The 14,576-nt window shown below is 70.6% G+C and carries 9 protein-coding genes and 1 pseudogene; 9 read left to right on the forward strand and 1 reads right to left on the reverse strand.

What is annotated here, in order from left to right; all coding sequences use genetic code 11:
- The first annotated feature begins 403 nt into the window (after window positions 1-403).
- On the forward strand, window positions 404-1,432 hold the full coding sequence (locus tag CP969_RS31520) for a LacI family DNA-binding transcriptional regulator (RefSeq protein ID WP_004980883.1): 1,029 nt from the start codon (window positions 404-406) through the stop codon (window positions 1,430-1,432).
- On the forward strand, window positions 1,429-2,328 hold the full coding sequence (rbsK, locus tag CP969_RS31525; protein WP_004980881.1) for a ribokinase: 900 nt from the start codon (window positions 1,429-1,431) through the stop codon (window positions 2,326-2,328). The genes CP969_RS31520 and rbsK overlap by 4 nt, the downstream gene beginning before the upstream one ends.
- Before the next feature lie 262 nt (window positions 2,329-2,590).
- Here the strand turns inward: rbsK and CP969_RS31530 are convergent, their stop codons facing one another.
- On the reverse strand, window positions 2,591-4,447 hold the full coding sequence (locus tag CP969_RS31530) for a coagulation factor 5/8 type domain-containing protein (RefSeq protein WP_078495316.1): 1,857 nt from the start codon (window positions 4,445-4,447) through the stop codon (window positions 2,591-2,593).
- Window positions 4,448-4,687: 240 nt separating this feature from the next.
- Between CP969_RS31530 and CP969_RS31535 the strand changes: the two genes are divergently transcribed.
- The 7 genes and pseudogenes from CP969_RS31535 (at window position 4,688) to CP969_RS31565 (ending at window position 14,537) form a co-directional block, all read left to right on the forward strand.
- Window positions 4,688-6,004, forward strand: coding sequence for an ABC transporter substrate-binding protein (locus CP969_RS31535; RefSeq protein WP_016823800.1), 1,317 nt, complete (start codon window positions 4,688-4,690; stop codon window positions 6,002-6,004).
- Between the two features lie 14 nt (window positions 6,005-6,018).
- Window positions 6,019-7,029, forward strand: a complete 1,011-nt coding sequence (locus CP969_RS31540; protein WP_026084718.1) for a carbohydrate ABC transporter permease — start codon at window positions 6,019-6,021, stop codon at window positions 7,027-7,029.
- The gene (locus CP969_RS31545; RefSeq protein WP_223887133.1) at window positions 7,022-7,927 is read left to right on the forward strand and encodes a carbohydrate ABC transporter permease; all 906 of its coding nucleotides are present in this window, start codon (window positions 7,022-7,024) and stop codon (window positions 7,925-7,927) included. The genes CP969_RS31540 and CP969_RS31545 overlap by 8 nt, the downstream gene beginning before the upstream one ends.
- A gap of 29 nt (window positions 7,928-7,956) precedes the next feature.
- A complete protein-coding gene (locus CP969_RS31550; RefSeq protein ID WP_016823797.1) occupies window positions 7,957-9,315 on the forward strand; it encodes a GH1 family beta-glucosidase in 1,359 nt (452 codons plus the stop codon).
- 198 nt (window positions 9,316-9,513) lie between these two features.
- Window positions 9,514-10,002: pseudogene (locus CP969_RS31555) on the forward strand (discoidin domain-containing protein); the annotation flags it as partial.
- A gap of 326 nt (window positions 10,003-10,328) precedes the next feature.
- Window positions 10,329-12,215, forward strand: a complete 1,887-nt coding sequence (locus CP969_RS31560; protein ID WP_004980861.1) for a DUF2075 domain-containing protein — start codon at window positions 10,329-10,331, stop codon at window positions 12,213-12,215.
- Window positions 12,216-12,422: 207 nt separating this feature from the next.
- Entirely contained in the window at window positions 12,423-14,537 is a 2,115-nt protein-coding gene (locus tag CP969_RS31565; RefSeq protein ID WP_016823794.1) for a DUF2075 domain-containing protein, read from the forward strand.
- Window positions 14,538-14,576: the final 39 nt, after the last annotated feature.

The following is a 14,576-nucleotide window of genomic DNA, read 5'->3' on the forward strand; positions in this document are numbered from 1 at the left end:
TTGCTCTGGCGGGACGGTGGTGGTGGATCTCTGGAGCGCCGCGGGAGGGCTGCTGCCGGAGGACGGGCCGGCTCACCTGCCGGCGGTGGTGGTCCGCGTCACCGGGAGCACGCCAGGGACACGGGACGGTCGGCTGTCACGACGACCGGGTGAACACTGCGCATCTCCCTGGAAACGCCTGGGAAATCGTTCTCCAGAAAAATTTCTCATTAATCCGCCGTTGTCAACGAGGAACAGGTCACAGTGCGATGTTGACAAGCCAGGGCTGGGTGGTTGACAGGTGATAACGTTTGCCGAAACATCCCGGGAGACAGCTTCCTTTGTGAGGGGCGATCGAGTCGAGGGAAGCGAAGTCGGACCGAGTGAAGGGGGCCTGACTGTGACTGAGGTCACACTGAAAGAGGTGGCTCGCGCGTCGGGCTGCTCCGTCGCCACGGTGTCCCGGGTGCTGGGCGGAACCCGCCCGGTCGGACCCGAGATCGCCCTTCGGGTGAAGGAGGCGGCCGAGAGGCTCGGTTACCGGCCCAACCAGGTCGCACGCGCCCTGCGCAGCCGCTCCACCGGCACCATCGGCCTCGTCCTGCCGCAGATCACCAACCCCTTCTTCCCCTCCCTCGTACGGGAGGTGGAGCACGCCCTGCACGCCGAGGGCCGCGCCCTGCTGCTCGCCGACTGCAACGACGACCCGACGACCGAGGCGGCCCGGATCACCGCCCTGCTGGACCGGCAGGTCGACGCACTGCTGGTCATCCCCGTCGACGAGAAGCACAGCCGGGACGCGGTGACGACGGCGGCGGCCCGCGTGCCGATGGTGCTGCTGGACCGCGGGTGCGGTACCGGCGTCGCCGACCTGGTCGCCACCGACAACGCCTCCGGAATGGCGCTCGTCCTGGAGCACCTGGCCGCCACCGGTCGCCGCCGGGTCTGCTTCGTGGGCGCGAGCGGGTGCGACACGGCGGCGGTCGAGCGGCTCGCCGCGTACGAGGCGGGGGTCGCCTCCCTGGACCCGGAAGCACCCGGCCGCGTCGAACTCGGCGACTTCTCGCTGGAATGGGGACGGGCCGCGGTGGACCGGATCCTGCCCTTCCGGCCGGACGCCGTCGTCTGCGCCAACGACCTCATCGCGGTCGGCGCGCTGCAACGGCTGCGGCAGCTCGGCGTGGACGTCCCGGGCGAGATAGCCGTCACCGGCTTCGACGACATCCCCATGGCGGGCCTCGCCGACCCGGCCCTGACCACCGTCCGTCAGCCCGTGCGCGAACTGGCCGCCGAAGCAGCGCAGTTGCTCGGCAGCCGACTGGCCGGGCAGACGGACGGTCCACGACGGTCCGTCCGTCTCGCCCCCGAACTCGTCGTCCGCGCCTCCAGCGCACCCCGCGCCCCCTCGGCCCAGGACGCCGGCAGTACCCCCACCCCAGAGGAAGACCAGTGATCGCAGTCGTCGGAAGCCTCAACCTGGACCTCGTCGCACCGGTTCCCCACCATCCGGTGCCAGGCGAGACGGTCCTCGGCGGTGACATCGCCCAGCACCCCGGCGGCAAGGGCGCCAACCAGGCGGTCGCCGCCGCCCGGCTCGGCGGGGACGTCGCCTTCGTCGGCCGGGTCGGCGAGGACGACGCGGCCGACGTCATGCTCGGCGCCGTCCGGCAGGAGGGCGTGGACACCACGCACATCACCCGCACCCCGGACGTGGCCACCGGCCGCGCCCTGATCGCCGTCGACCCGGCGGGTGAGAACACCATCATCGTCAGCCCCGGCGCCAACGGCCGCCTGGGCGCCGCCGATTGCGAGGACGCCGCCGCTCTGCTGCAGCGGGCGGCCGTCACCGTCCTCCAGCAGGAGGTCCCGGACGAGGCCAACCACGCCGCCGCCCGGCTGGCCGGCGGCATCGTGCTGCACAACCCGGCCCCCGCCGTCGCCGGCGCCGTCCCCCCGCCCCACGTCGACGTGCTGGTCCCCAACCGCACGGAACTGGCGGCCCTCTCCGGCACGCGCGTGCCGGAGACGATCGAGGACGTCGTCGCCGCGGCCCGCAAACTGACCGGGGCCGGCGCGGTCATCGTCACGCTCGGCGGCGACGGGGTGCTCCTCCTCGAAGGCACCGCGCACCTGCACGTCCCGGCCTTCAGGGTCCACCCCGTGGACACCACGGCCGCCGGTGACTCCTTCTGCGGAGCGCTCGCCGTCGCCCTCGCGGAGGGCCGCACCCTCGAGCAGTCCGCTCGCTGGGCCTGCGCCGCCGCGGCGATCAGCACCACGCGAGCGGGCGCCCAGCCCTCGCTCGCCCGTCGGGACGAGGTCGAGGCCTTCCTCGCCCGGCAGAGCTGAGCCACCGCCCCGCCCGGGCCCCGACCGCCCCGCCGGGCGGTCGGGGCCCGGGCGGGGCGCGAGTCGGCGAGCCGCGCCGGAGCGTCCGGCACTCACACGACGCACGAGGCGCGACGCACGAGGCACGGCGCCGGTCCCGGAGCCGACGCGGTAGCCGGAACGACGGCCCCTCCCGCACTCAGCCGGGAGGGGCCGCCACCGGCGGGTACCGGGAGCACGTCCGACCGTCGGCGTCGGTCGGAGCGCGCCCCGGGCGCCGGGATCAGGGGTAGGACACCACCTTCGACGGCACGGTCTGCGTGCCGGAGGTCGGTGATCCGGTGTCGTTGATGACGCACTCGTACTGCCCGTGACCGCTCAGCGAGACGACCAGCAGGTGGTGGAAGCGCACCCCGGGCCGGTTCGGGGCGGCGAAGCCGTGGTGCTGGACGATCGTCGGGTCGACGTTGTAGTAGCAGTAACTGCCCATGCCCCAGCCCTCGTGGGTGGTGACGTGGTCGCCGACCTTGTACGCGGCGTAGCCCTTGAGGGAGCCGTTCTGGATGGCGGCCTGGTTCGGGGCGTCGTAGGCCTTCTCGTTCTGGAAGAAGACCGTGCGCCCGCGCTCCCCGTTCCACTGCACGTCGTACTTGTTGAAGTGCTCGACGAACAGGCCGGTGGCGAGGACGTCGTGGCCGTTGACCACGACGCCGTAGTCGCAGCGGTTGGTCTCCCAGCCCACGCCGTCGCCGTGGTCGGCGCGCCACACCCAGGTGTGGTCGATGAGGGTGTGCCGGGCGTTGACCACCATGCTGGTGGTCGCCTTGCCGGGCCCGGCCCCGCCGATCCGGATGAAGACGTCCTGGACGGTGATGGGGTTGGCGGCGTGGCTCCGGGAGGAGCCGCGCGGCCCGATCTCCAGCAGCACCGGGGAGTTGACCCTCCCGGCGTCGATCAGGAAGCCGGCCAGCCGTACGCCGTCGACGTCGGCGACCGCCAGGGCGGTGGCGCCGTTGTCGGGGATGAGGGTGGCGTAGCCGAGGCCCAGGACGACCGTGTTCGGCCGGTTCACCCGGATCGGCCGGTCGACGTGGTAGATGCCCGGCGTGAGCAGCAGGTTCAGGCCCTGCTCGAGGGCCTGGTTGAGGGTGGCCGCCGAGTCGCCGGGCCGCGCGACGTAGAAGCGGTCCAGCGGCAGCGAGGTGCCGCGCGGGGTGCCGTTGCCCCAGGTGACGCCCCGCGCATTGGTCCGCAGCGCGGGCAGGAAGACGCGGTACCGGTCGCCGTCGAGGTACAGGAAGGGCTTCTCGCGGGAGAGGGGCGTGGTGGCGAGCGTGGTGTACGGCGGGTCGGGGAAGCTCTGCGCGGGGGCGCCCTCGACGCCGGAGAAGACCATGTTCCACACGGCGTTGGTCCAGCCGCCGACCGAGCTGTCCCGGGTGTACCACTGCTGCTGCGAGTACGGGCCGACCGTGCCGTCGATCCGGCTGTCGGCGATGTAGCCGCCGCTCGCCCAACCGTAGCCCGCGGGGGCGAGGTTGAGTCCGCCGCGGATGTGCATCCGGCGGAAGGGGGCCGCCTGGGCGACCGCCCAGCGGTTGGTGCCGCTGACCGGGACCAGGGCCAGGTTCTCCGCCGAACGCCAGAAGTTCTGCGTGGCGTTGCCGTCGAACCAGCCGGCGTCGACCGTCACGTCGCCGTGGATGGTGGTGTCGTCGGGGGAGAGGCCGAGACCGGAGACGGACGTGTAGAAGCCGATCTGCGCGTTGAGTCCGTGGTAGGTGCCCGGCTTGAAGAGGAACTGGTAGCGGCCGGTGCCGAACTGCGCCGACTCCTGCCGGGCGAACACCTCGTCCAGCGTGGCCTGGATGCCCGGGGTGGACGGGTCGAAGACGATCACGTTGGGGCCGAGGTCGCCGCCGCCCTCCAGCAGGCGCGGCCCCCTGCGGCCCGCCGCGGGGGCGGCGGCGGCCACCGCCGGCAGACCGGCCAGGACGGGGGCGGCTGCCGCGGCGCCGAGCACGGTGCGGCGGCCGACCACGGGCGGTCGGGAGGCGGACGGGGAGGACGGCCGCGAGGAGGGGAGGGGGGATGCGGGCAGGGACGGGGCGGGTGGGGAGGACGGGGAGTCGGGGGTCATGGGGCGGCTCTCCTGTTCAGGAAGTGAACGGTGTGGGGGAGTGGGGAGCGCTCTCGCCGCTGAATGGTTCATCCCTGGAACAGATGAGTCAAGAGGTGCGGCGAGAGTCGGCGGAGTCCGTCCAAACCCTTGACGTAGTCCCGTCCGAGGGTTTAACTCACGTCCTAAATTAAGCCATGAGGCACTGCCTGCGGGCCCTCCCGGAGGCATTCGGCATTCCCGGAAAGGGACACCAGCAGCATGCGCAGCATCCGAGCCGCGGCCACAGGCGCCGTCATCCTGTCTCTCGCCCTCGCCGCCTCGGCCTGCGGAGGCGGATCGAGCACGGGCGGCGGGTCCGACGACTCGCCCGAGGAGCTCACCTACTGGGCGTCCAACCAGGGCGCGAGCATCGAGATCGACAAGAAGGTGCTCCAGCCCGAACTCGACAAGTTCGAGAAGCAGACCGGCATCAAGGTCAAGCTGGAGGTCGTGCCCTGGTCCGACCTGCTCAACCGGATCCTCACCGCGACCACCTCCGGCCAGGGCCCGGACGTCCTGAACATCGGCAACACCTGGTCGGCCTCGCTCCAGGCGACCGGCGCGCTGCTGCCCTGGGACGCGAAGAACTTCGAGAAGATCGGCGGCAGGGACCGCTTCGTCGACTCCGCCCTCGGCTCGACGGGCGCGGAGGGCCAGGACCCGGCCGCCGTCCCGCTGTACTCGATGGCCTACGCCCTCTACTACAACAAGAAGATGTTCGCCGACGCCGGCATCGAGCAGCCGCCGGCCACCTGGGACGAGCTGGTCGCCGCCGGCAAGAAGCTGTCCAAGGACGGCAAGTGGGGCATCGGCATGGAAGGTTCGAACCCTGCCGAGAACATCCACCACGCCTTCGTCTTCGCCAAGCAGCACGGCGCCGACTTCTTCACCGCCGACGGCAAGGCCGACTTCGCCAACGACGGCGCGGTCGCCGCGGTCAAGCAGTACGTCGACCTCATGGCCAAGGACAGGATCATCGCCCCGGGCAACGCCGAGTACGCCCAGAACCAGTCGGTCGGCGACTTCGCCAAGGGGAAGACCGGCATGCTGCTGTGGCAGTCCGCCTCCGCCAACCTCACGTCCCAGGGCATGAGCGAGGACGCCTACGGCATCGCCCCGGTGCCCGTGCGGTCCGGCACCCCCGGCCCCGGCAAGCAGGTCAACTCGATGGTCGCAGGCATCAACCTCGCCGTCTTCAAGAACAGCGACAACCTCGACGGCGCCACCGAGTTCGTGAAGTTCATGACCAGCGACGCCGAGCAGAAGATCCTCAACACCGCCTACAGCACCATCCCGCCGGTCAAGGCCGCCCAGCAGGACCCCGCCTTCGACTCCCCGGCCAACGCCGTCCTGAAGGACACCCTCGCCAAGAGCGCCGTCGCCCTGCCGCAGGTCCCCGACGAGTCCCAGTTCGAGACCGCCGTCGGCACGGCCGTCAAGAACCTGTTCGCGGACGCCGCCGCCGGACGCGCGGTGACCACCGCCTCGGTGAAGGCCGCGCTCACCAAGGCGCAGCAGCAGATGCCCACGAAGTGAGCCCCGACACCGCCATGACCGCCACCGCCCCCGCAGCGCAGACCGCCGTGCGGAAGGACGCCCCCGGCGCGGCGCGCGGCCCCCGCCGCCGCCCCGGGCGGATCCGCCGCATCGGACTGCCCTACCTGCTCCTCCTGCCCGCCCTGATCCTCGAACTCCTGGTCCACCTGGTGCCGATGGTGATCGGCATCGTGATGAGCTTCAAGGAGCTCACCCAGTTCCACATCCGCGACTGGGGCACCGCCCCGTGGGCCGGACTCGACAACTACCGGGTGTCGGTGGACTTCGACGCCCCCGTCGGCGCGGCCCTGCTCCACTCCTTCCTCGTCACGGTCGCCTTCACCGTCCTGTCGGTCGGCCTGTGCTGGCTCGTCGGCACGGCCGCCGCGATCTACCTGCAGGACACCTTCCGCGGCCGCGGCCTGCTGCGCGCCCTGTTCCTGGTGCCGTACGCCCTGCCGGTCTACGCGGCCGTCATCACCTGGGTGTTCATGTTCCAGCACGACAACGGCCTGGTGAACCACGTCCTGCACGACCAGCTCGGCCTCACCGACAAGCCGTCCTTCTGGCTGATCGGCGACAACAGCTTCCTCGCCCTGCTGACGGTGTCGGTGTGGAAGGGCTGGCCGTTCGCCTTCCTCATCGTGATGGCCGGCCTGCAGAACATCCCCCGCGAGCTGTACGAGGCCGCCGCCCTGGACGGCGCCGGGATGCTCCAGCAGGTCCGCCGCATCACCCTGCCGTCGCTCCGTGCCGTCAACCAGGTTCTGGTCCTCGTCCTGTTCCTGTGGACGTTCAACGACTTCAACACCCCGTACGTCCTCTTCGGCAGGACCGCACCCGAGGCCGCGGACCTCATCTCCGTCCACATCTACCAGGCGTCCTTCGTCACCTGGAACTTCGGCACCGGCTCCGCGATGTCGGTCCTGCTGCTGCTCTTCCTGCTCGCCGTGACGGGCGTGTACCTCGCACTCACCTCGCGCCGGAGGAGCCGGAAGAGCCGGAAGAAGGTGAAGCATGGCTAGTCCACCGACGACGGCGACGCCGGTGACCCCCGCCGCGACGAAGCCGGCGGCCTCCCCGACGGCCCCGCCCCGCTCGTTCCTGTGGTCCCGGCGGATCTTCCTGACCCTGCTCACCGGTTTCGTGCTGCTCCCGGTCTACGTCATGGTCTCCAGCTCGCTGAAACCGCTCGCGGACGTCACCGGCGAGTTCCGCTGGCTGCCGACCGAGCTGACGATCCGCCCGTACATCGACATCTGGTCCACGGTCCCGCTGGGCCGCTACTTCGTGAACTCGCTGATCGTGGCGGGGGCGGCGACCGTCTGCTCGGTGGTGATCGCGGTCTTCTCGGCCTACGCCGTCAGCCGCCACTCCTTCCGCGGCAAGCGCGTCTTCACGGTGACCGTGCTGTCGACGCAGATGTTCCCCGGCATCCTCTTCCTCCTGCCCCTCTTCCTGATCTACGTCAACATCGGCAACGCCACGGGCATCGCCCTGTTCGGCTCGCGCGGCGGACTGATCCTGACGTACCTGACCTTCTCGCTGCCGTTCTCCATCTGGATGCTGATCGGCTACTTCGACTCGGTGCCGCGGGACCTGGACGAGGCGGCGAAGGTGGACGGCTGCGGCCCGCTCGGCGCGCTGTTCCGGGTCGTGGTGCCGGCCGCGATCCCCGGCATCGTGGCGGTGGCCGTCTACGCCTTCATGACCGCCTGGGGCGAAGTGCTGTTCGCGTCGGTGATGACGAACGACACCACCCGCACCCTGGCCGTGGGCCTCCAGGGCTACTCCACCCTCAACGACGTGTACTGGAACCAGATCATGGCCGCCTCGCTCGTGGTGAGCGTCCCCGTGGTCGCCGGCTTCCTGCTCCTGCAGCGCTACCTCGTCGCCGGTCTGACGGCAGGAGCCGTCAAGTGACCGGATTCCCCGACCGTGAAAGGACTTCCGTGACCATCGACTACGCCGCCCTCCCCGACGACTTCCTGTGGGGCACGGCCACCTCGGCGTACCAGATCGAGGGGGCCGTGGCGGAGGACGGCCGTTCGCCGTCGATCTGGGACACCTTCTCGCACACGCCGGGCCGGATCGCGGGCGGCGACCACGGCGACGTCGCCTGCGACCACTACCACCGCTGGCGCGAGGACATCGGCCTGATGCGCCGCCTCGGCACCAACGCCTACCGCCTGTCCATCGCCTGGCCGCGCGTCGTGCCGGGGGGCGACGGCCCGGTGAACGCGAAGGGCCTGGACTTCTACGACCGCCTGATCGACGGCCTGCTCGAGGCGGGCATCACCCCTTCCGTCACCCTCTACCACTGGGACCTCCCCCAGGCCCTCCAGGACCGCGGCGGCTGGCCGGAGCGCGACACCGCCGAGCACTTCGCGGCGTACGCGTCGGTGGTCGCGGGGCGCCTGGGCGACCGCGTGCACCACTGGGCCACGCTGAACGAGCCGCTGTGCTCGGCGTGGATCGGCCACCTGGAGGGCAAAATGGCCCCGGGCTGGACGGACCTGACGGCGGCCGTCCGGGCCTCCTACCACCTGCTGCTGGGCCACGGCCTGGCGGCGGGCGCCATCCGCGCGGTGGCTCCCGGCGCCCAGGTGGGCATCGTCAACAACCTCTCCACGATCCACGCCGCGAGCGACAGCCCCGAGGACCGGGCGGCCGCCGTCCGCATGGACGGACACACCAACCGCTGGTGGCTGGACCCCCTGCACGGCCTCGGCTTCCCCCAGGACATGCGCGAGGTCTACGGCGTCGACCTCCCGGAGAAGCCGGGCGACTCGGCGACCATCGCCGCCCCGCTCGACTGGCTCGGCCTGAACTACTACTTCCCGCAGGTGGTGGCGGCCGACCCCGACGGCCCGGCCCCCCACGCCGCCTCCGTCCGCCGCGACGGCGTCCCGCGCACCGGCATGGACTGGGAGATCGACGCGAGCGGCATCGAGACGCTGCTGCTGCGCCTGACGCACGAGTACGGCGCGCGCAGGCTCTACGTCACCGAGAACGGCTCCGCCTTCCCGGACGTGGTCCGCCCCGACGGCACGGTCGACGACCCGGAGCGCCGGGACTACCTGGAACGGCACCTCGCCGCCTGCGCCTCCGCCGCCCGCAAGGGCGCCCCGCTGGCCGGCTACTTCGCCTGGTCGCTGCTGGACAACTTCGAGTGGGCGTACGGCTACGACAAGCGCTTCGGCCTCGTCCACGTCGACTACGCCACCCAGGCCCGCACCGTCAAGGGCACCGGTCACCGGTATGCGGAGATCATCCGCGGACACGGGGAGCGGAGGCGGCGGGCCGCCTGAACACGGAGGCGGCGGGCCGCCCGAACACCCGGGAACACCGGTGGGCGCGGGCACGGGACCCCGCGCCCACCGGGCCACCCGCCCCATGTACGTCATGAGCACGGCATCCACATCGCCATGAGTCAGTGAGTCAGGAAACCGGCGCCCACTCCACCCCACCGAGGAGAGCCGCATGCCCTCCCGCACCCCCGCACCTTTCTGACCGCCCTCACCACGGCCGCCGTGCCGACGGCGGCCCCCGGCCTCACCGCCCCCGCCTCCGCCGCCCCCGCGCCCGGGGCGGCCGCGGCGGCGGCCACCTGGGACACCGGCCGCGCGGCGGCCGCGTACGCCGCCGACCCCACCGCCGTCACCGCCTCCGGCAGCGAGAACGCGGACACGGCCCCCGCCCGCGCCTTCCACGGAAACGGCACGACCCGCCGGTCCAGCGACTTCGCCGACAACACCTGGATCCGCGTGGACCTCGGCTCGACGATCCGCGTCCACCGCGTCGTCCTCGACAGGGAGGCGGTCCGCCGCAAGCGCTACGTTCTCGAGGCGTCGAGGAACGGCAGGGACTGGACCCCGTTCCACACGGAGACGGCCGGCACCGACGGCTCGGTCACGGTCCACACGTACCCCCAGGAGGCCACGGCCCGCCACGTCCGCATGCGCGGCATGGAACGCGCCACTCCGTGGGGCCACTCCCCGCTGGGGCCTCCCGCAGTCGAGCGTGGACCGCATCGCGGCCGGGGGAGTGCGGGCGGAGGTGGACTGGGTGCGAGTGGAGCAGAAGGGGAGCGGCCCCGGCGGCCACGAGCGCGGCGGGGACACCTCCCCGCCACATGCCGAAGGGTTACCCGGAACCACTGAACCACTCGGCTTCTTCCGGCCGCCCGCATGGTCGTCAGTGACGCCGGGTAACCTCGGAGGCATCGTCAACGCGGCCCGACGGGCTTCCGCTCCGCCTCGGCGGAGTCTCGAAGGACACGCCCCCACCCGCACGAGTCTTTCGTGCTGCCTGGGGGAAGTCCTTGCTGTTCCGCGCGTCCGCGAAAACGGTCGCCGTCATGGCGCTCGACGGTTCGCTGTTCCTGCACCTCACCGACCAGTTCTCCCACATGCACGGCTACCGGCCCGGCACCTCGGAGGTCCGCTCCTGGGAGCGCAGCATCCCCGTTCTGGCCGCCGCGCTCAACGACGCGGGCCTGGACGGCGTGGAGATGATGCTGGAGTACGCGCTCCCGCTGAACAGCAAGCGCGCCGACGTCGTGCTCGCAGGCGTGCACCCCACCACCGGGGAGCCGTCGTACGTCGTGGTGGAGCTGAAGCAGTGGAGCCAGGCACTGCCCCACGACGACGATTCCACCCTGTGCCACGTCGACGCCTACGCCCACCCGGTCCTCAACCCCGTCGAGCAGGTACGCCGCTACTGCGACTACCTGGTCAACTTCAACGGGGCGGTGGCCGAGCACGGACACCGGGTCCACGGAGTGGCGTTCCTGCACAACGCCACGGAGTTCGGCGTGAGCGGCCTGCGCGAGATCGAGCGCGACGGCCGCGGCCTGCTCTTCACCGGGGAACGCCGCGGCGCCTTCCTCGAGCATCTCCGTTCGAGGCTGAGCGACAAGCACTCCGGTGCCCGCGCCGCGGACGAACTGCTCGCGGGTGCCACGACGCCGTCGAAGCAGTTGATGTCCGTGGCCGCCGAGGAGGTGCGGGAACGCCAGCAGTTCGTGCTCCTCGACGAACAGCAGGTCGCCTACCGCATGGTGCTCAACGCGGTGGAGAAGGCCAAGCGCGCCGACCGCAAGGAAGTCGTCATCGTCACCGGCGGTCCCGGTACCGGCAAGAGCGTGATCGCTCTCCAGTTGCTTGGAGAGCTGTACCGACGTGGGATCCCGGCCCTGCACGCCACCGGCTCCCAGTCGTTCACCAAGACGATGAGGAAGGTCGCGGGCTCCCGCAAGCGGGAGGTGCAAGATCTGTTCAAGTACTTCAACAGCTTCATGACCGCCGAGAAGAACAGCCTGGGCGCTCTGATCTGCGACGAGGCCCACCGCATCCGGGAGACCTCGGCCAACCGCTACACGCGTGCCGAGCACCGGACCGGCAGGGCACAGATCGACGAACTCATTGACGTCGCCCACGTGCCCGTCTTCCTCCTCGACGAGCACCAGGTGGTGCGGCCGGGGGAGATGGGCACCGTGGCGGACATCAAGGCGGCGGCGGCCAAGCGGGACATCCCCTGCCACGTCGTCCCGTTGGAGAGCCAGTTCCGCTGCGGTGGCAGCGACGCCTACCTGCGCTGGGTCGTCAGGCTCCTCGGCCTCGAACCCGGCGGGCCGGCCGTCTGGGAGCCCGACGACCGCATGCAACTGCTGGTCGCCGACAGCCCGCAGGAGATGGAGGCGTTCCTCGAAGCGCGCCGTGCCCAGGGCTACGGCGCCCGCATGTCCGCCGGTTACTGCTGGCGTTGGTCCCCGGAGCCCAAGCCCGGCGACCCGCTTCCGCTCGACGTCGTGATCGGTGACTGGGCCCGCCCCTGGAACCTGCGCGGCGACCGCTCCGTCTCCGGCGCACCCCCGGCCGCGCTGTGGGCCACCGACCCGGCCGGTTTCGGTCAGGTCGGCTGCGTCTACACCGCCCAGGGCTTCGAGTACGACTGGTCCGGCGTCATCATCGGCCCTGATCTGGTGTGGCGCGGCGACCGCTGGATCACGGACCGCACCGCGTCCAAGGACCCGGTGTTCAAGAAGTCCACCCCGGACGACGACGTGGACCGCCTGATCCGCAACACCTACAAGGTGCTGCTGACGCGAGGCATGGTCGGCACGGTTGTGTACTCGACGGATCCGGAGACGCGGGAGAAGTTGCGTCAACTCGTGGGAGGTTTGACACGGGAGCCGGCTTCGACCTGACCGTTCCCACCCATGCGGCCAGGTTTCCCTGCAGGACATGATCAAGCCACGCGGTTCGCTGAACGGGCCGATTTCCGGTCGCGGTTACCGGGCCGAGCCGGCGCGTGTTTAAGATCCCGATACCGGTTGCGGCCCGACGGGCTTCCTGCATGGACACGCCCCCACCCGCACGAGTCACTCGTGCTCTGGGGGATTTTCCTCGTGTCCATGCTCCTGCTGCGATTGGCGGCACGGGACCTGCTCGCTCTGAACGCACGGCGCCGCCTGGTGCCCCACCTCGCGGCCCGCTGGGTGCACTTCCAACGAGGCGAGTCCTCCGACGGTGAGCGCTCGGCGTGGGCGCGCAGCCTCGTCTCGCTGGCGGAAGACCTGGTCGCTGCCGGGCGCGGCAACGTCGAGATGATCGTCGAGTGTTCGCCCACCGTGGACGCGGCCGAAGGGGCAGCGACGACACACGGTCAGATCGATGTGGTCCTCGTGGGCAGGCATCCCGCGGAAGGGACCCTCTCCGTGCAACTCGTCGAGCTGAAGCAATGGTCGTCGGTGACGAGGGTGGAGGCCGCGACGGCCGATCTCGTGTACGTACCGGGGATCGAGGAGCCCGTCACCCACCCTGCCCTTCAGCTCGGTAAGTACCACGCGCTGTTCACCGGCCCTGCCGGCCCACTGAACGGATTACAGTTCGAATGCGGCGGATTCGCCTACCTGCACAACGCGACGAACGAGTCCGTCCGGCCGCTGCTCGGTGTCGACGCACCCACAGGGCCATACGCCCGCACGTACACGAGCGACACCCGGGCCAGGCTCCTCAAGGATCTGCAGTGCCACTTCACCGACGAGGACGACTACTCGGCGGCCGAGTACATCCTGCACCGGATGAACCTCCGGAACACACCGCTGCTCGACGCCATGGTCAAGTCGAACGGTGAGGACACGGTCTTCACCCTGAGAGGTCGGCAGAAGCAGGTCGCCGACGACGTGCTGAAGGCTTCGGAGCAGATCCTGGATCCTCCGGACCGGGAGGCGCTCGTCCCCCGTCCGCAGCGTGCGGTCTTCCTGGTCACCGGTGGAGCCGGCACAGGGAAGAGCGCCATCGGACTGCAACTGCGAGCCGATCTCGAAGCCGCCGGCCGAACGGTGAAGTACGCGAGCGGATCGCGGGCCTTCAACGCCGCGATCAAGGAGAACGTCGGATACACCGAAACCGAGTTCCGGGAGCGCTTCGCGTACTTCAGCAACTTCGTGAACCCGCCGGAGCCACCGCTGGACGTGCTGATCTGCGACGAAGCGCACCGGCTGCGGGACAGGACCACGCACTGGCGGCTGCCCGCGGAGAAGCGGGGTACCAAGCCGCAGGTGGACGAACTCATCGAGGCGTCCCGCCTGACCGTGTTCTTCCTCGACGGGGCTCAGACCGTGCGCCCGTACGAGGTGGGCACGGCAGAACTCATCGAGGACGCCGCGCGACGGCATGGTGCCGTCTTCCGCCACTACCGTCTGGTGGAGCAGTACAGGTGCGGAGGCAGTGACGCCTACATCCGCTGGGTCCGTGCACTGCTCGGCGTCTCACCGCAGGAGCCGTACGAGTGGGTCCCGGACGGACTCATGCACATCGAGGTCGTCGACACGCCCGGCGAGATGGAGCACATCGTCCGCACCGAGTTCGACGCCGGTGCGACCGCCCGGATGGTGGCGGGATACTGCTGGCCCTGGAGCAAGCCGGACAAGGGCAAGAACCTCGAGAACGACGTGCGCATCGGTGACTGGCACCGCCCGTGGAACGCTTCGAGCGAGTCCTTCTGCGCCAACGGCGAGCCACCGTCGAGGATCTGGCCCGTGCACGACGACGGTATCGGACAGATCGGCTGCGTCTACACCGCGCAGGGGCTCGAGTGGGACTGGTGCGGAGTGATCATGGGCGACGACATGGTCTGGCGCACCGACCGCTGGGTGTTCCAGCGGGGAAGGCAGCGCAAGGACCCGGACGCCGGGGTGATGCGGGTGGCGAAACCGGGATCGCTCGACCCGAAGGTGCGCACGAGCAACCTCGACGACGATGCCTTCGCCCGCTGCGTCCGCCACGCCTACCACGTCCTGCTGACCAGGGCGAGCCGGGCGACCGTCCTCTACTCCACCGACGAGGAGACTCGGCGCCACCTCAGGGAACTGGTCGGGGAGACCGACGTGCACGGGCTCCGGCCGACCCAGGAGTCCATCCCGCCCGAGCTGAGGATCGCCCGGCACGGCGGGGGCGCGCGGAGCCGCAGAGCGCGGCGGGCATGGAACAAAGCGAAGCGGAAGAACGAGATGATGCTGTTCTGAGCCCTTGGCTCGCAGCGGAGTGGCGGGCCCCCCGGGAGC

The sequence above is a fragment of the Streptomyces viridosporus T7A genome, from assembly GCF_008704515.1.
Lineage (GTDB): Bacteria > Actinomycetota > Actinomycetes > Streptomycetales > Streptomycetaceae > Streptomyces > Streptomyces viridosporus.

Coding starts and splice junctions, on each gene's coding strand:
- CP969_RS31545 (WP_223887133.1), top strand. CDS start 7,022: ATGGCTAGTCCACCGACGACGGCGACGCCGGTGACCCCCGCCGCGACG.
- CP969_RS31565 (WP_016823794.1), top strand. CDS start 12,423: ATGCTCCTGCTGCGATTGGCGGCACGGGACCTGCTCGCTCTGAACGCA.
- CP969_RS31535 (WP_016823800.1), top strand. CDS start 4,688: ATGCGCAGCATCCGAGCCGCGGCCACAGGCGCCGTCATCCTGTCTCTC.
- CP969_RS31540 (WP_026084718.1), top strand. CDS start 6,019: ATGACCGCCACCGCCCCCGCAGCGCAGACCGCCGTGCGGAAGGACGCC.
- CP969_RS31530 (WP_078495316.1), bottom strand. CDS start 4,447: ATGACCCCCGACTCCCCGTCCTCCCCACCCGCCCCGTCCCTGCCCGCA.